Origin of the sequence: Paenibacillus maysiensis, assembly GCF_000520815.1 — a bacterium.
Lineage (GTDB): Bacteria > Bacillota > Bacilli > Paenibacillales > Paenibacillaceae > Paenibacillus > Paenibacillus maysiensis.
This window is the reverse complement of sequence record NZ_ASRY01000049.1, coordinates 1-16,324: the sequence shown is the minus strand read 5'-3', so window position 1 is coordinate 16,324 and position 16,324 is coordinate 1. Positions and strand designations below refer to the sequence as shown.

18 protein-coding genes and 1 riboswitch are annotated in these 16,324 nt (G+C 46.9%); of the genes, 2 read left to right on the top strand and 16 right to left on the bottom strand.

Going from position 1 to position 16,324, the window contains the following annotated elements; translation table 11 throughout:
* Window positions 1-105: 105 nt before the first annotated feature.
* From rsmA to L696_RS0103775, 5 genes are all read right to left on the bottom strand, one after another.
* Window positions 106-990 carry a 16S rRNA (adenine(1518)-N(6)/adenine(1519)-N(6))-dimethyltransferase RsmA gene (gene rsmA / locus L696_RS0103795; protein WP_025682467.1) on the bottom strand — a complete coding sequence of 295 codons (885 nt, stop codon included), beginning with the start codon at window positions 988-990 and terminating at the stop codon, window positions 106-108.
* A gap of 7 nt (window positions 991-997) precedes the next feature.
* Window positions 998-1,543 carry a ribonuclease M5 gene (gene rnmV, locus L696_RS0103790; RefSeq protein ID WP_014279030.1) on the bottom strand — a complete coding sequence of 182 codons (546 nt, stop codon included), beginning with the start codon at window positions 1,541-1,543 and terminating at the stop codon, window positions 998-1,000.
* Window positions 1,544-1,690: 147 nt separating this feature from the next.
* Window positions 1,691-2,839 carry a resuscitation-promoting factor gene (locus L696_RS0103785; protein WP_025682466.1) on the bottom strand — a complete coding sequence of 383 codons (1,149 nt, stop codon included), beginning with the start codon at window positions 2,837-2,839 and terminating at the stop codon, window positions 1,691-1,693.
* 269 nt (window positions 2,840-3,108) lie between these two features.
* Window positions 3,109-3,391: riboswitch (cyclic di-AMP (ydaO/yuaA leader) on the bottom strand.
* A 201-nt stretch (window positions 3,392-3,592) separates the two neighbouring features.
* The gene (locus tag L696_RS0103780; RefSeq protein ID WP_025682465.1) at window positions 3,593-4,363 is read right to left on the bottom strand and encodes a TatD family hydrolase; all 771 of its coding nucleotides are present in this window, start codon (window positions 4,361-4,363) and stop codon (window positions 3,593-3,595) included.
* A 42-nt stretch (window positions 4,364-4,405) separates the two neighbouring features.
* Window positions 4,406-5,689: an HD domain-containing protein gene (locus L696_RS0103775; protein ID WP_025682464.1), complete on the bottom strand. Its 1,284-nt coding sequence runs from the start codon at window positions 5,687-5,689 to the stop codon at window positions 4,406-4,408.
* 331 nt (window positions 5,690-6,020) lie between these two features.
* On the opposite strand from L696_RS0103775, the gene L696_RS0103770 reads away from it, so the two are divergent.
* The gene (locus L696_RS0103770; RefSeq protein WP_007428005.1) at window positions 6,021-6,275 is read left to right on the top strand and encodes an AbrB/MazE/SpoVT family DNA-binding domain-containing protein; all 255 of its coding nucleotides are present in this window, start codon (window positions 6,021-6,023) and stop codon (window positions 6,273-6,275) included.
* A gap of 124 nt (window positions 6,276-6,399) precedes the next feature.
* Here the strand turns inward: L696_RS0103770 and rsmI are convergent, their stop codons facing one another.
* The 10 genes from rsmI to L696_RS0103715 form a co-directional block, all read right to left on the bottom strand.
* Window positions 6,400-7,281, bottom strand: coding sequence for a 16S rRNA (cytidine(1402)-2'-O)-methyltransferase (gene rsmI / locus L696_RS0103765; protein WP_025682463.1), 882 nt, complete (start codon window positions 7,279-7,281; stop codon window positions 6,400-6,402).
* Window positions 7,278-8,033 (bottom strand): tRNA1(Val) (adenine(37)-N6)-methyltransferase, encoded by a 756-nt coding sequence (locus L696_RS0103760; protein WP_025682462.1) that lies wholly within the window; start codon window positions 8,031-8,033, stop codon window positions 7,278-7,280. Before L696_RS0103760 ends, rsmI begins: the two co-directional genes overlap by 4 nt.
* A gap of 89 nt (window positions 8,034-8,122) precedes the next feature.
* Complete coding sequence (yabA, locus tag L696_RS0103755; RefSeq protein ID WP_014279024.1) at window positions 8,123-8,497, bottom strand: DNA replication initiation control protein YabA; 375 nt, start codon at window positions 8,495-8,497, stop codon at window positions 8,123-8,125.
* 27 nt (window positions 8,498-8,524) lie between these two features.
* Window positions 8,525-9,325, bottom strand: coding sequence for a PSP1 domain-containing protein (locus L696_RS0103750; protein ID WP_014279023.1), 801 nt, complete (start codon window positions 9,323-9,325; stop codon window positions 8,525-8,527).
* A gap of 137 nt (window positions 9,326-9,462) precedes the next feature.
* Window positions 9,463-10,458: a DNA polymerase III subunit delta' gene (gene holB, locus L696_RS0103745; RefSeq protein WP_025682461.1), complete on the bottom strand. Its 996-nt coding sequence runs from the start codon at window positions 10,456-10,458 to the stop codon at window positions 9,463-9,465.
* 202 nt (window positions 10,459-10,660) lie between these two features.
* Window positions 10,661-11,104, bottom strand: a complete 444-nt coding sequence (locus tag L696_RS0103735) for a YaaR family protein (RefSeq protein WP_025682460.1) — start codon at window positions 11,102-11,104, stop codon at window positions 10,661-10,663.
* A 200-nt stretch (window positions 11,105-11,304) separates the two neighbouring features.
* Complete coding sequence (locus tag L696_RS0103730; RefSeq protein ID WP_007427998.1) at window positions 11,305-11,634, bottom strand: cyclic-di-AMP receptor; 330 nt, start codon at window positions 11,632-11,634, stop codon at window positions 11,305-11,307.
* 74 nt (window positions 11,635-11,708) lie between these two features.
* Window positions 11,709-12,356: a dTMP kinase gene (gene tmk, locus L696_RS0103725; RefSeq protein WP_025682459.1), complete on the bottom strand. Its 648-nt coding sequence runs from the start codon at window positions 12,354-12,356 to the stop codon at window positions 11,709-11,711.
* Between the two features lie 102 nt (window positions 12,357-12,458).
* Window positions 12,459-14,042 carry an aminotransferase class I/II-fold pyridoxal phosphate-dependent enzyme gene (locus L696_RS0103720; protein ID WP_025682458.1) on the bottom strand — a complete coding sequence of 528 codons (1,584 nt, stop codon included), beginning with the start codon at window positions 14,040-14,042 and terminating at the stop codon, window positions 12,459-12,461.
* Window positions 14,043-14,187: 145 nt separating this feature from the next.
* Complete coding sequence (locus L696_RS0103715; RefSeq protein WP_025682457.1) at window positions 14,188-14,373, bottom strand: sigma factor G inhibitor Gin; 186 nt, start codon at window positions 14,371-14,373, stop codon at window positions 14,188-14,190.
* A gap of 404 nt (window positions 14,374-14,777) precedes the next feature.
* Here L696_RS0103715 and L696_RS0103710 point away from each other — a divergent pair, with 404 nt between their 5' ends.
* Window positions 14,778-15,302 carry a hypothetical protein gene (locus tag L696_RS0103710; protein WP_025682456.1) on the top strand — a complete coding sequence of 175 codons (525 nt, stop codon included), beginning with the start codon at window positions 14,778-14,780 and terminating at the stop codon, window positions 15,300-15,302.
* A gap of 385 nt (window positions 15,303-15,687) precedes the next feature.
* Here the strand turns inward: L696_RS0103710 and L696_RS0103705 are convergent, their stop codons facing one another.
* The gene (locus L696_RS0103705) at window positions 15,688-16,107 is read right to left on the bottom strand and encodes a hypothetical protein (protein ID WP_025682455.1); all 420 of its coding nucleotides are present in this window, start codon (window positions 16,105-16,107) and stop codon (window positions 15,688-15,690) included.
* Window positions 16,108-16,324 lie beyond the last annotated feature (217 nt).

Below are 16,324 nucleotides of genomic sequence, written 5' to 3'. Positions count from 1 at the left end.
TGGTTCCTTATCCATGCTCAGGAGCTTATGCAAGCCAGCCACAACCGTGCAAAGCGCAACCAGACGCCCTCTGACTGCTGCTAAGCGGATCGCTTGTACGTCAAGTTAGGAAATCCCGGCCTCCAGCAGTACAGCGCTCAGACGCGCAAATTCCTCAATACTCAGCGTCTCGCCCCGACGGGAGGGCTCTATGCCTGCCTGAAGCAACAGCGGCTCCAGCGTGTCCCTGTTCTCTTTGGTAAAGAAGCGGCTTTTCAGGTTATTCGAAATGGTCTTGCGACGTTGAGCAAAGGAAGCATGAACGACTTCGAAGAAATGCTGCTCGTCCACCACCTCTACCGGAGGCACTTCCCGCACACGCAGACGGATGACCGCCGATTCTACATTCGGCTGAGGAATAAACACTGTATTCGGTACGATGCAGACCAGTTCAGGTTCGCTGTAATATTGCACTGCAATACTCAAACTGCCGTAATCCTTCGTCCCAGGAGACGCAGCCATACGCTCAGCCACTTCCTTTTGGATCATGACGACGATATTCTCCAGAGGGAGCTTGTCCTCCAACAGCCTCATCAGGATCGGCGTAGTGACGTAGTACGGCAGATTAGCGACGACGCTCACTTTACTGACCCCGGCAAAATCGGAAGCGAATACCTCGCGCAAATCCAGCTTCAGCACATCTCCGTGGCGTACCTTCACATGCTCATAAGGGGCCAGTACCTCTTCGAGAATAGGTAAGAGCCGCTGGTCAATCTCGACAGCAGTAACTACCTTGGCTGATTGCGCCAGCTTCTCGGTCAAAGCGCCAATCCCCGGACCGATCTCAAGTGCACCCTTCGTATCGTCCAATCCCGCAGCATTCACGATCTTGTTCAGAATATTTTGATCAATCAGAAAATTTTGTCCCAAACTCTTTTTGAACGAAAACCCATGCCGCTGAATAATCTCCTTCGTGCGCCGCGGTGTTGCTATATCTTGAATCCCTGTCATACGGATATCACAATCCTTCACTTTCAATTTGTGCCAGCGCACCGGCAAATTCCTCACGGCTGATCTGGAACACAGCGAGCCGTTTATGTAGCTGCTTACCGTTACAGTAACCAATACCCAGCACATTACCCAAAGCCATACGCCGTGCAGCAGCATTTGGGTGGGTGATAAGTCCGGCGTCAATCAGATCCGCCCAATCGATTAGAGGATCAGCCCCTTCCACCGTCGTATGCACCCGTGCGAGAGCGTGTCTGATCGCTTCAGGCGAGGCATTCTCTACGCCAATATCCCCTTTGCGCGTCGCTTCCGCCTCTGGTATAAAGGCCTGCTTGCAACCGGGCACCTTGGAGGCGATAATTTTGCGGATGCGCTCCCCTGCATGATCGGGATCGGTCAAAATAATGACACCCCGCCGCTCCTGTGCCAACGCAATTTTGCGCAGCGTCATTTTATTGATGGCGGAGCCGCCCGTTTCTATCGTATCCGCCTCGACAGCACGACGAATAGCCACCGTATCATCCCGACCCTCTACCACGATCACTTCCTTGATCATTTGCGTTTCCCTCCACTACTACACAGTAAGCTATATTCATCTTTCCCTGCTTTTGAAAACAAAATAAGAAGAGGATATCCTCTTCTTAGCATGGCATAACTATGATGTTAATAGTATCGCATTGACCCAAACATATACAACACGTTTTTAGTTAATTTCAGGCTTCACTGGTCCAATCACATATACGGTTTTTCCGTGCTTCCGACCAAACTGATTGGCTTGACTCAAACTCTCATAATACACATCGATTTTGTGGCCTTTAATCGCGCCACCGGTATCCTCCGCACGGCGGAAGCCCACCCCTTCAATATACACCCACCAGCCGATTGGAATCACACTTGGATCGACAGCAATGGTGCGCCCTTCCGTGACACGCGTGCCGGATGCGGTACGTGTACCGATACCTGACTCCTGTGAGGAATACGCCGTCATGGAGACGTTTTGTAATACTTTACTGTATTTGAAATTCACACCTGATTTACGGACAGCATTGCCCGAACTAACCCGTGTTGCCTTAACGGCATCTTCGGGACCGACGGAAGCAGCCAGAACGACCGGTTTTTTCTTCGTTCCTACCGCAATCACCTTATCCACACGATTTTGCGCGACTTCCTTGTTTACCAACTGCTTGGATACCAATTTTCCGTCATGGTATACCTTTTGAACATGCTGGACCACAACACCCGTTTTACCGTTTTGGATGACCCGATTATCGCCTTTATAGAGACTCGGATCGGCCGTTTTGATGACCTGATAAGGCACCTGTTGCTTCTGTTCGACCTGCTGTTTCTTCACACGGACGATTTTTATGTCCATGTTAGACGAAACAGAGGCATCCAGAGCAGGGTAAACTTTATCATTTGACGATAATTTATAGCCCGAGGTGCGAATGGCACCCTCTACTGTATTTTCTGTTGTGTACAGCTTCTTCGTCTCATTGGCTGAAGATACTTTGACCTGATTGGCACGTTTGATAACTACGCGATCCCCATCCTGAACTGCTCCGTTCAGCGGCATCGAAACCGTATCATGCGGCTGAAGTGAAATCGAATGCTCTTTGAGCAAATCTTGGAGCTTGGATTCCCGGGTTTCTACCGCAGATGCCTTACCGTCGATGACAAAAAAGACCTGTTTTTTAGATTGAGTGTACACCAGAATTGAAATCATAATCGTTAGTGCGATTAGAAAAATAGCAACCAAGGCAGCCTGGCGCACATTTTCTTGCTTCCAACGCAATACGTAAGACATGCTGGATGAGCGTGACTCATGGGTCTCCTCTTTTTGGAAAATGCCCATTTCCTCCGTCCTCCTTACATAGCCCGCCGTCTGGAGTAAGACATAGTTGAGATTGACGTGACTATAACAGATTTTCTACAAGACAAGCCCGTACTGCGACTGTCCTGCACCATGTACCCGTCTTCGCGGCATGCTGTCCTCCCCTGTTTAATCACAGTATGATGACAGATTTTCTTTTATTCACAACAAAAAAAGCCAGAGAAAGAGACTAGAGAGCTCTTTCGTGGCTTCCGACATGTGCGAATATGCGGAAAAATCATGCACGAGATGGCTTCTCTCTTGTTACGCTTACGGGGTTAGCTGTCGGGTTCGGACGTAGAGAGACGCCCTAGCTTGGGTCAACCGCTCATGGCGGTCGCCTTCACATTCACCCCGAAGACCCAGAAAGAAATCGAAATACGGCCCCTCCACCTCTTCAATCCCATCCGGGAAAAGAATCTAGGTCGAGCCGGCTGGCGGAAGAGACGTTCCCTTCTTGCCCATACACCGGACGTACTGTAAGCCATATCGGTTCCCCCGTTCCCTGTAAAAGGGACTCAGCGAGACTGGTTCATGAAATGAGCTGTTGGTGTTTACATTCAAACAACAATTCACTGAAAAGATGATATCCTGTTTCTATGCATGTTGTAAAGCAGGTTTCAAGTACATTTTCTAAAATATTCGGTTAAAATATTGTAATATTCTCGAATTTCCTGCAACAAATTCATGATTAGCTTCGTCTATCTCATTATTTTGATTGATTCCTTCACTTTTTTACTTAATGTCAAATCGTTCCAAGGCATTTTGGGTCGTTATTGACACTAATTCCTCCACCGCTATTCCCTTGATTTGGGCAGCCGCCTCTGCGACCAGTCCCACATGTGCGGACTCATTTCGCTTCCCGCGGAACGGATGGGGCGTCAGGTAGGGAGCGTCCGTTTCAATGAGCAGACGGTCCAGCGGCACCTGTGCCAGTACCTCCTTTGGCTGCTTGGCATTTTTGAACGTTATCGGCCCGCCAAAGGAGAGGTGAAAGCCCATATCCAGCACCATTTTAGCCGTCTCCCAGCTGCCGGAAAAGGAGTGCATCACTCCGCCTACCTCACTCGCTTTTTCTTCACGCAAAATCTTAACAATATCTTCATGCGCATCCCGGTTATGGATGACAATAGGCATGTTCAGCTCACGAGCCAGTCCAATCTGGTTGCGTAGCACCCGATGCTGTACATCCTTCGGTGATGTGTCCCAATAATAATCCAGACCAATCTCCCCGATCGCCACGACTTTCTTATGACTGCATAACGATGCAATCCATTCCAGATCGCCTTCCTGCATCGTGATCGCATCCTGTGGATGCCATCCAACTGCCGCATAAATAAAATCATACGTTTCGGCCAATTTCATGGTAGACGGAATGGTCTCACGGTTAAATCCGATATTAATCATTCGGGTCACTCCCGATTCGACAGCGCGTGCTATAACTTCTTCGCGGTCTTCGTCAAATTGCGGTGCATCCAAATGAGTGTGAGTGTCGAATAAATTCAAGGTTTTTCGTCTCCTTTATTACTTTATTTGGCATATAATTGTCTATTGTTTGACAAAATAATTCCTTATTTCGGCAGGAAGCTTGTCCTTTACCCCATCCAATTTATTTTGGGGATAGTACATGTGATATTTTCCCCGGTGAATGCCGCTAATGGAGCGCACAATTTCCGACACTTCGGAAATTTCTCTCACTTCTCCTTTACGTCCCAGGAGTAAAATCTGGTTGTCCGTCGAGCCACCCTGCCGAAACACATCATAAGGAAGATCCGTCGGAAAATCAATTTCCAGATCATATTCCGGGTGCAAACCCACCAGCTCCAGCGCTGTCCTAATGTTGTCAATGGTATCTGTATCCATATTTTCGATCTCTACATATTTATACAGCTTGCGATCCATAAAACGGGTACTCAAATCACTTAAAATCTCGTCCTTTTCCCGTTTCCACTGACTGAACACTGTCTGAATCAAAGACTCGTCGAGCATCAAATATTGTTCCACCGTAAGCTCTCCCCGAAAGAGGTCTGGCAATGGCTCCAGCAGAAAACTAAACTCATATCCGTTTCTAAATAGCTCCTTCGCCCGCTTGAAAATTTTACGTAATAAAATTTCCGAGCTGCGCGTCACAGGGTGAAAATAAATTTGCCAATACATCTGATAGCGCGACATCAGATAATCCTCTACAGCATGCATGCCTGACTCCTTCACAACAATTCTTCCATTATGAGGACGCAGCAGCCGTAAAATACGATCCAGATCTATGGTGCCATAATTGACGCCTGTTGAGTGCGCATCCCGCAGCAAATAATCCATACGGTCCGCATCCAGTGGGCTTGTGACCAGGTTTACGACAATCGGCTTGTCGTACGTTTTGGCAATTACCGCAGCCACCTTCGCAGGAAGCTCCTCATCGACTTGCCGCAGCACAGCGTTAATCTCCGTATTCCCCAATACAATCCGGCATGTCCAATCCTCGTGGTTCATATGAAAGGCTTCTTCTATAGAATGGGAAAACGGGCCATGCCCCACATCGTGCAACAAAGCTGCACACAGCGCGACTAAACTTTCTTCCTTCGGCCAATCGGAAAATTCATCGCGTTCAAATTGGGAAATAATACGCCGTGTAATTTCGTACACACCTAGCGAATGCGAAAATCGACTATGCTCCGCTCCATGAAACGTAAGATAAGATGTACCCAACTGCCGAATACGACGCAAGCGTTGGAACTCTGGGGTATTGATCAAACGCCATATCACTGTATCCTGAACATGGATATAGTTATGTACCGGGTCCTTAAAAACTTTTTCTTCACTGAGTGGCTGGTGCAAGATATCAGCTCCTTTAAGATTCTGAATAATGGATTAAGATACAATAAAATCCTAAACGATTCCCTTCATTCGACATTGTTTGTCGTAATATGTCGAATTATAGATTTTCGGCATTTCCAAATCGACAAATGGCTTAAATCATCAATAAAATAAGGTAATGCACACGCATCATGCTCTTTATTCTAAATACTTTTGCATAATTAATCTGTTAGCACATTTTTAAGGTTGACTGTTTTGGGAATCGTTGGTATAGTAAGTATCAGAAAAGAGAAAAATTTGTCGAATCATGACACTTATATTATTTTAAACGGCGAGAGGAGCCTGATTTATTATGATGAAATCCACTGGTATTGTAAGAAAAGTTGACGAGCTCGGACGTGTTGTTATTCCAATCGAATTGCGCCGCACATTGGGTATTGGCGAAAAAGATGCTTTGGAAATTTATGTTGATGGTGAACGCATTATGCTCAAAAAATACGAGCCTGCTTGTATCTTCTGCGGCAACGCCGAGAACGTAATTTACTTCAAAGGGAAAATTGTTTGCCAAGATTGCATCTCAGAAATTCCAACACCTGTGACAAACTAAGATTTTTAGTATATAATAGACTTATAAGAGATTGTTAATTCTAACCTTTTTCATATATACTCCTTGTTGCCTTCCGCGGTTTGAACCCAACCGCTGGAAGGTCCTTTTTTGTTTCGGGAAGTTTTCATAAAAGAGCGTTATATACATCTCTTTTGGAAATGGAGCGGTCGGTAGCTGTACGCTTCATAGCGTCCTTGCGTGTCAGCCCTTCTGTCTCATAATGCGCAACGTGGGCCTCCAAAGATAAGGATTGCCACCATGCCTGTCGCTCCTCTTCCTCTTCTGCTTCGTTTTTCCCTTCAACTACCAGGCAATATTCGCCGAGCGGTGGATGCTCCTCCAGCCTGGCAAGGCATTGCTCCGCCGTTCCTCGTACCCATTCCTCATGCAGCTTGGTCAACTCACGTGCAAGCACCACTCTGCGTTCCCCCAGTGTTTCCTTCAATACCGTCAACGTCCGTGCAATACGATGAGGCGATTCATAAAACAGGATCGTGCCGTGAGATACCTGAAATGACTGTAGCAGCTTCTCCAGATCCTTTTTCTCCCGTGGAGGGAATCCGGCAAAAGTAAATCTTTCCGTATCCAGTCCGGAGGCAATTAAAGCTGACAATGCTGCGTTCGCCCCAGGGATAGGAATAACGCTAATTCCCGCTTCCAGCGCCAGCTTGACCAGATCCGAACCCGGGTCCGAAATGGCCGGCAGACCTGCATCGCTAACCAATGCTAAATTTTTTCCTTCTATTATATAACGTATCAGCTCAGGCCCACTGGCAGCTTTATTATGTTCATGATAGCTGAATAGCATTTCCGGCGTGATATCAAAATGTGTAAGCAGTTTGCGCGTCTGCCGCGTGTCCTCCGCCGCTATAATACTGCACGATTTTAAGGTGTTAATCGCCCTAAAGGTCATATCATCCAGATTACCAATCGGTGTCGCAACGAGATACAGCTTACCCCGTTCTTCTCCGCTGGTTATAAAACTTTTTTGCACCGCTGCCTTCACAGTAAATCCCCCTTGCTTACTTCTCCATAAATATCCCTTATTTCCTGAGTATAATTCCCATTCTCCTGATATACAATGAGCGGGGGCAACAGACGAACCTCCGGCTTACCATCACATAGCGCCTCGATGAGCACCATATTCGCCTCCATATGAGCTCGTGGGTGGACAAACCGAATCCGTTTCGGCTCCAATCTGTTGGCACGCATCAGTGTTATAATCTCACCTAGCCGTTGCGGGCGATGAACCATCGACACTTTTCCACCATTACGGACAAGCCGTGTACACGCCTGAATAACCTCTTCCAGTGTACAATGCACCTCATGGCGCGCAATCGCCTGATGAGGGTTCAGCTTGACATCACTGCCGTTTAGCGGCATATAGGGGGGATTTACCGTAATTGCATCATATACACCATGCCCCGTGATTTGAACCAGCTCGCGCAGATCCCCTTCCCGAATCTGAATCGCTGCCTCCAGTCCATTCAGGCTGACGCTGCGTCTAGCCATATCAGCCAAGCGCGGTTGAATCTCAATTCCTTCGATAGCCGCTTTGGTTCGTGTCGTTAGCAGCAGGGGGACGACCCCGTTGCCTGTACACAGATCCAAAATCTTTCCACGCTGCGGAATACCGGCAAACCGTGCCAGCAAAACCGCATCCATGGAAAAGCTGAACACCTCATCACTTTGGATAATACGCAAATTATGTGACAATAGATCGTCAATTCGTTCAGACTTCTGTTCATTTTCGTACATAGCAGTCTCCCATCCTTTTGCCCCAAATCGTTCTGAAACCATACTTCCTTACAAAAAAGCCGTAGGCACCTTGCTCCTACGGCTTGTTTTTATTTATTCAAAAATGATAGACAGAAAAGGCAATCGCCTTCCGTTCGCAAATGTCCGTAATACACGTTGCATATATGAAATCCTTCATGATACAGCCTTGCCAGATTGTCGTGGCCTTCGCCCACAACCTCACCCGTTTCCTCTTCATCCTTAATGACGATCGGAGGAGAAAGCTTCGGCCTTTTTGCCGTCTTTTCTTCTCTGGAGGTTTCACGTTTGAGCATCTTGCGCACCTGTTCGTTTTCAATCGTTAGTCGTTGATTTTCCTCCAGCAGCTCTTTTACTGCCAGTTTCAATTCACCCAGATCGCTATGCAACTGTCCCATTTGGGTTTCCATTTCGTGAATACGCGCAAAAACATTTAATTTATCCAAGTTTCCACCCCGAAGCAACCTAATGGTTTACTTGACGACTACATCGTCCATTGGAAGTTCCTTGACCTTGCTAATCTCAAACAGTTGAACATGCACTGTACGATGGCCAGCATTTACGCCTACAACTTTGCCTTCTCCGAGAGAGGTGACGACCATCTTGCCAACCTGCGGCAATTCTTCCTTCATACTCTCGTAGTTATCATGTTCGAACTTGAGACAGCACATCAATCTTCCACACAACCCGGAAATCTTCGTCGGATTCAGCGACAAGCTCTGATCCTTCGCCATCTTAATGGATACCGGTTCAAAATCTCCCAGCCATGAAGAGCAACACAGGATACGTCCGCAAGGACCGATCCCACCCAGCATTTTAGCCTCATCCCGTACTCCGATCTGCCGCAGCTCAATCCGTGTACGAAAAATACTGGCTAAATCCTTTACAAGCTCCCGAAAATCCACACGGCCCTCTGCCGTAAAATAAAAAATGATCTTATTGCGGTCAAATGTAAATTCCACATCTACCAGCTTCATTTTAAGGCCATGGTCTTTGATTTTATTTAAACACGTACCGAATGCATCCTTGGCCGCCAGTTTATTCTCTTCTACAACAAGAGCATCATCATCTCCGGCAATACGGATGACTTTCTTTAAGGGCAGGACAACGTCCGAATCATTTACTTCTTTTTTGCCCACCACAACCTTGCCATATTCAATACCGCGTGCGGTTTCTACAATAACGCAGTTTTCTTTCTCCACCGGAAGGTCCAGTGGATCAAAATAATAAGTCTTGCCCGCCTTCTTGAAACGGACACCCACTACACTATACAAAAATTAACCCCCTTGTATGCCACTAAACCTCATTTGAAGCCGACATGTACGAATGGCCGCAATTGAAGTCTCACTGTCGCACAAACCGGGAACCTGGCGTCGCGGATTGTGCAGAGTGGAACAAGCGCGCCTTTCTGTTAGCCGGTGATGGAACCGCTTGTATCGGACAACCCAATCAGAAGCTGCTCTACGCACAATTGACCATTGACGTGAAAACGGAGCTTCTTCCTGCAATTCGCGGCCAAATCCATATAAGAGACCCATTGTTCTGTGCTGCGGGTGATTGCCAATTTGGAGACGGACTCCAAATGATCTATGAAAACAATGCTTTCGTGCCTTCCGTAACGGAAATGAAGCATATCCTTGAACCACAAATGAAACAGATGAAACAGAATATCCAGGTGTTCAGAAAGTCCAGTTTTAAAAATCTTCTGTTGAGCGAGAATAATAGACGAGCTTCCCCGGCTCATGGACTCCTTCACTAATTGTAACACTACGTTTCTAATTTCTGCAAACCAATTCTGCTGGAGAATTTCTCTACATGATTCCAGTCCCGAGGCAATATGAACCGCCGACCGGACAAGTCCTGCCGTATAGCCTTCCCCGATCAAGGCCTGCATCATTACTTCAGGCTGTAAAGCATGAAAAGGAACCTGCTGCGTCCTTGATTGGATCGTGGGCAGCAATGCCTGTCCATTTTCCGAAATGAGTATGCCCACCACAGGCACCTGAGGCTCCTCCAAAAATTTAAGCAGGCTGTTTGCAGCTTGCACTGTCATGGTATCCGCCTGCTGGATAATATATACCTTCGGATTGGTGCTTTCCGATTTATAAGAGAATATGCGCTGAAGCCCGCGAATCTGGTCAATTTTGATCGTAGCTCCATCCGGCTCTACGATAAACAGATCCGGGTGATTGCCGTGCTCTACCTTACGGCAGGACAGACACTCGCCACATGCATCATCCGTCATTCGTTCACAAAATAATGCCTTGGCAAAGGTCTGCGCCATCTTCATCTGCCCGCTTCCCGGCGGCCCGCTAAATACATAGGCATGGTTGACCGCCTCATTCCGAAGTGCGCTTTGCAGCATTTTTTTAGCTATATCCTGCCCCATTATATTTTGGAAAGACATATTTCCTCACCTTCTCTCCTGAAAGCAACTGTTATCTATCAGCAAATAGTTGTCCTTCAGGGCAGCTTTGCTGCTATTATCTCAAATTTCCAACCGTTGCCTACCTGAATATAGTCAAAATAATCTGCCAGCATCATCAGCAAGCAGATTATTCCTTCGTGGCGACAGCCCGTTTGTATTCGTTTATGGCAGAAGTCTACATTTAAAACGAGAGATTAATCAGCAGCCCTCTAATTTCACCGACTCCTTGCAAAAGCTCAATCTTGCCTTGCTCAGTTTCGAGCAGATCATCTGCCATCTTGAGCAACAGCTCATCCACTTCATCAATCAGCTTATACCGCTTGCTGCGTCCCCGGCGATCCCAGCCCTTTGTGTCCTTCATCGACACGCCGCGCCGGACCGTATCCTCCAGAAACCGTTTAACCAGCATTTTATAAGCCTTCAGCTCACGAATCGTCATCGAGCGTACCAGACGGTCTCCCTGCATCTGAATTTCCTTGAAGCGACGGCTTAGTTCCTCCTGCGAAGCCTGCTGCCCATTTTGCTGCATAACATCGGAAAAGCTCTTGGACTGGATCGGCTTCGTATTCATTTCATTGGTAGATAACGTACTCTGTAAAGGGCGATAGCCCGGATTTATTTTCATATAAACCTGCTTTCCCCCCGAATACCTCCGCTTATTCCCTTCATAAACAGTTCAACATGGAACTGAGGGAATTCAGCGGCCTTCCAGGGACCGCGCCTTGGCGCTACCGTTATAGTGGATCTGTTCCTCATTCCCATGATACGGGCAAGAAACAGGTAATTCCCCTATCATATCGGCAGAATAGGTCCTATTGTGTAGATTCAGAAGTGCTCAAAACGGTCTACAGGCATCACGAACACCGTCGCTCCACCCACCTGTACTTCAACAGGCAAAGGCAGATAGGAGTCAGTCGTACCGCTCATAGGGGTAACGGGCGTGACCAGCTGTTCACGTACCTTGCAACTGCTGCGAATGACATTCATCAACGAGTCCACCTGATTGTCATCGACACCGATCATAAATGTCGTATTCCCTGCTCTCAAAAATCCGCCTGTACTCGCCAGCTTGGTAGCACGGAAATTAGCCTTCACCAGTCCGCTGGATAATCTGTTACTATCCTTATCCTGCACAATCGCAATAATCAGCTTCATCCTGTATTCCTCCTTCAAGCCATATTAGGAACAAACTAGTCCCTAGCTCAATTTTACCGTATATCCTTCGACAATTACATGCTAAAGTTTTGAATAAACCGCTTTTTCAGCAAATCCTCCAAAACTTGCTCTACCTGCTCCGGTGCGGGAGATGCATCCACAATCGTAATTCGCTCGGGAAATTTGTGGGCCAGCTCCAGATACGCCTCACGTACCTTGTGGTGAAAGGATATACTCTCCATATCGAGGCGATCCATTTCCTCTCCCCGGGACGCATTAATTCTGGCCAATCCCAACTCAGGCTCGATATCCAGATAAAATGTAGCATCAGGCTCCCAATCATCCACCGCAAAACGATTAATCGAAGCCACTTCCTCAATTCCAATGCCTCTCGCAAATCCCTGATAGACCAAGCTGCTATCCACAAAACGATCACATAATACGATAGCTCCCTTTTCAATAGCCGGCTTTACCTTCTCCACCAAATGCTGTCGCCGGGCTGCCGCATATAGAAGCGCCTCTGTCCGGGCATCCATACTTGTATGGGCAGGGTCCAAAATGATAGAGCGGATCTTTTCCGAAATTTCGATACCACCCGGTTCTCTCGTCGTAATAACTGGATAGCCTTCTTCCTCCATAAACTTAGCCAGCCGTTGGATCATCGTTGTTTTACCGGAGCCGTCTCCCCCCTCCAGCGTAATAAAAATTCCTTTGCGATTCATGCCATTCCCTGCTTTCCAGCCTGAAAAATAAGAGTCACCTACAGGCTCGTATGCTTCTTTTATTCAGTCTTCTTTGTTGGTTAAGTCTCTAACATCTAATCTTTATTTTAAACGAAATACCCGAATTGTAAGCAACCTTTCATCTGCTGCCCCTTGCCATTTGGCTCCCAGCTCACGGAGACGTCTCATTCGTTTAGCTATTGATTCCGTGATTGTTTCTCCTGCGTATAACAGTGGAATACCTGGAGGGTACGGGATAATCATTTCCGCAGCCACCCTGCCAGCGGAGTCCTCCACAGCTACTACCTCCATCTGATCCGGTTTAACCGGTTGAAGCCCAAACTGCACCGGACTAGAATAAACCATCGTACCATCATTGTTCCACGTGGAAAAATCTAAATCCAGTCCACATTGCTCCTTCCGCATAGAACCCGGCCCACCAGCCGTCTCCTTAAACCGTATATCATTATTTATATGCACAAGAGCCTGCAACAGGTGCTTAGCATCTTTAAGCGTCGAGCCTAACGTAAACAATAAAACAACATGTTTTTCGTCACTCATCTCCGGAATACAGCCGTACGCTTCCAACTCACGCTTTAAGCCAAACCCATCCAGTACACCAAATGTATCATACAGCACCATTTTAAAAGGGTCATGGGTCGAATATCCATACGCTTCTCTCTCATCCCTCTCCAAGCGCTCAGAAATGCCCTCTTGGGCCCCATTCTCCTGATGTGCTAGCTGAATAGGCTCTACGAGTCGAAAGCGTGGAAGCTGCTTCAGGCCTTTTCTAAAAGCATCTGCTGCCACCAAACCTTCCGTAAAGGCATTCGCCCCATGAACCGCAATATGCCGCCTTGCCAAATCCAGAGAAGCCATTAGCGGGTATGAAGGGCTGGAGCTTTGCACCATAGCCAACCGCTGACGAAGCAGCTCCCGGTTAATCCGTCCTCCCTGCACGTGTAGCATGGCCCCCATAGTCATGGCTGATAGCATCTTATGTGTTGACTGGACGACCACATCAGCCCCACAGGACAAAGCAGAAGCCGGCAATCGGGGATGCAGCCCGTAATGGGCACCATGCGCCTCATCCACCAACAAGGGCACATGAGCCGCATGACAGGCTTTAGCCGTCGCTGTCAGATCATGTCCCATCCCGTAGTAGTTAGGCAGCGTAATCAGTACCCCTTTGGCGGAAGGATAGGCTTCTAATGCGGTCTGTATCGTACTCGCCGATGGAGCAACCGCAAGCCCGCTGGTCGTATCTATCTCCGGCTCCAAGAACACCGCAGCAGCACCGGACAGCATAAGACCATTTAGAACTGACTTGTGTACATTTCTCTGTACCAGCAGCAAATCCCCCGGTTCCGTACACACGGTCAAAATCATTGCCAAATTACCAACCGTACTTCCCCCAATCAGCCAAAAGCTTTCCTCTGCACCAAAGCACATCGCCGACAGTTCCTGACCCTCACGGATCACATCCTCTGGATGATGCAAATCGTCCAGTCCGGTAATTTCGGTCACATCAATAGACATTACTTCTTTCAAGAGAGATGCCATATCTTCATTTTCATATACTTGTCCATTTTTGTGACCAGGCACATGATAAGAAGCATTGTCCTGAGCCCGGTAACGTAATAAAGCTTCCATTAATGGTGCGTGTGAAGCCTTTTTCCCCATCATTCTGCAATCCTTCCGAAACAAAGCTTTATATCTACCCTATTTTATCGTAAAATCAAGCGGAATCCTACTTTTACCCACAGAAAAAAAAGCCCGTACCGACAGGCCCTGGAATACTAACCCTTTAAAGACTAGCTGACAAAGGATATTATGCATTTTTCTGTACCCAAATTTGCTTTAGTTGATCAATAAAAAAATGATATTTGGCGTCTGTCGCATCCGTGCGCACCATTTCAGCCTCACACGCATCACAGATAAACTCGGAAACGATAAAGATGCCTTCATGCTTATGTTGTCCGCATATAATGCAGCGGTGGCCGCCTTGATCATGCATATCCATCCCACCCTTGTATCTTTTACTATTAGTATGGGGCACTTTCTACTATTTTAAACCTTTTCATAGCCCAGATTGACAATATACTCTATATATATTCCATGTGAGCCCTTATGGTGTTTGTACCCCATAGGTTTAAAAAACAGCCGTCTATGCCGATATAATAAGAAAAGCTCCTACATATGGATACCCTTTCATTGGAGCCGTTGCATACTTCATTCGTAATAGCTTTTCCCTGTAATTATAGAAGAGGTTGGCTGACATGAGAAGCCGATCATTCTATAGCCTAATCTAAGCGATTTAGTACTTGTCAAAGCGGCATAAGCGCAGTACCGTCCCTTTTTCCGGCTGAGGCGGTCGAGAAGCCACTTGTGATGCAGTAGATTAATGAAAGGACTGTTTGCATGACAGAGGAAACCGGAACCAAAGCTACCTACTATCACTACAAGCTCATTAAAAAAATCAGTATTCCGCGTCAGCTGATATGGAGTCACATCTCGTTGCCTGTTATTATGCTTCTTTTCCTGCTACTTGCCTTTTCATGGACCAGCCTGTTTTTGTTTGCTTTAGCCTTTTTCTTGACCTTGTGGGTACACTTCGTGATCTCCCGATCTGTACTGTTCATAAGCAAAACAGCCTTCCGCAAGCGCTGGGCGTTTCACCGCAAGCTGCCTTGGCTGGGCTATATGACAGACCAGTACATAGGCTACGGCCTCTTTCGCCGTGTGCATATACATACGCTATGGATCGGCATCTGCTTGTCCGCTGTATTCATTCTCTGGTCTCCGCCAGCCTTTACTGTATCCTTGCTCTTTTGGCATCTGTGGCTTATTGCACCGCGCCTATACATCCTAAGCCGTCTTACAGGCGAAAGGAAAGACGGCATGTTGAAGTTCACCGACGAAGATGCCTCGTATTATCAACAATAGACTAGCTATTCTCTATCCGTATAGATAGGAGCTTATACTGATCTGGCATATACCCAATGACTAGAACCGCATATTAAAAAAAGGAGCAACCCCATAAGGTTGTTCCTTTTTATGTCCCCTCATCCACCGACACTACCCTCTAACACTCTCGTTGGATTGTCTAACCCTTATTCTTTATCCTACCCTTAAGCTCCGAGCCAATCTGATATGCCAATATAAAAAAGGAAGCCCCATCTACTTAACAGCAGTTTTGAGTGCTTCCTGATATCCAGCTTTATTATTCATTATACACAGCATCTATCTGCTACATTTGAGGTCGTCTGTGACTTACTTAAACCAACCCCCTATGTCCGCAACCTGTATCCAGTAGGGAACCGTAACATCATTAATTAAGGTCCACACTTTTGCTTTTCGCAGCAGCTTTACCATCTTTCGGGACCAATACAGTAAAAGAACCATCATGCACAGATAAGTGCACCATATGTTTGTTTTTCAGGAATACTTTCTGATTAAAGGTCGATAGATTCGGTTCTTCCGTCCAGCCCCAGGCTGCAATTTCCTCCAGATAGGGGGCTGGCAAGCTATCACTTTCCTTCAAAGCCGGTAAAGCATAGCGTACATAGTCCATATCCGAGTTGCTGCTGGCCCGATCGGTTTTACTCGCTTCTTTAGGGACAGGGAACGTTTTTTCATTCGCTGCCCCCTCAAACGATGTCCAAGAAGGCTCCTCTGTCCCGCACCCGGTAAGAATCGCGACAGCGACACTGAATAGCACCAAAAGAGCAAGCCATTTATTTCGCCGCATGATCTTCCCTCCTTACCAGCTTGATTCACTATACAAACCCTATTCGAGAATTTGCATAATTCTGCAAGAACGCAGCGCGTGTATATGGGATTCAGTACCTATATTATACCGGGTTTCCTCTAACATTCCGTAACAAAAATGTTACCTTCTTTTTGTAAGAACATTTCTAAAATATACGTGCCAAAAAAAGGACCACAATCTCAAGGAGATCATGGTC

Bases quoted from the DNA above. Each gene is read 5' to 3' on its own strand.
- rsmA (WP_025682467.1), bottom strand. From the start codon at position 990: ATGACAGGGATTCAAGATATAGCAACACCGCGGCGCACGAAGGAGATT.
- rnmV (WP_014279030.1), bottom strand. From the start codon at position 1,543: ATGATCAAGGAAGTGATCGTGGTAGAGGGTCGGGATGATACGGTGGCT.
- L696_RS0103785 (WP_025682466.1), bottom strand. From the start codon at position 2,839: ATGGGCATTTTCCAAAAAGAGGAGACCCATGAGTCACGCTCATCCAGC.
- L696_RS0103770 (WP_007428005.1), top strand. From the start codon at position 6,021: ATGATGAAATCCACTGGTATTGTAAGAAAAGTTGACGAGCTCGGACGT.
- L696_RS0103760 (WP_025682462.1), bottom strand. From the start codon at position 8,033: ATGTACGAAAATGAACAGAAGTCTGAACGAATTGACGATCTATTGTCA.
- holB (WP_025682461.1), bottom strand. From the start codon at position 10,458: ATGTCTTTCCAAAATATAATGGGGCAGGATATAGCTAAAAAAATGCTG.
- L696_RS0103735 (WP_025682460.1), bottom strand. From the start codon at position 11,104: ATGAAAATAAATCCGGGCTATCGCCCTTTACAGAGTACGTTATCTACC.
- L696_RS0103730 (WP_007427998.1), bottom strand. From the start codon at position 11,634: ATGAAGCTGATTATTGCGATTGTGCAGGATAAGGATAGTAACAGATTA.
- tmk (WP_025682459.1), bottom strand. From the start codon at position 12,356: ATGAATCGCAAAGGAATTTTTATTACGCTGGAGGGGGGAGACGGCTCC.
- L696_RS0103720 (WP_025682458.1), bottom strand. From the start codon at position 14,042: ATGATGGGGAAAAAGGCTTCACACGCACCATTAATGGAAGCTTTATTA.
- L696_RS0103715 (WP_025682457.1), bottom strand. From the start codon at position 14,373: ATGCATGATCAAGGCGGCCACCGCTGCATTATATGCGGACAACATAAG.
- L696_RS0103710 (WP_025682456.1), top strand. From the start codon at position 14,778: ATGACAGAGGAAACCGGAACCAAAGCTACCTACTATCACTACAAGCTC.
- L696_RS0103705 (WP_025682455.1), bottom strand. From the start codon at position 16,107: ATGCGGCGAAATAAATGGCTTGCTCTTTTGGTGCTATTCAGTGTCGCT.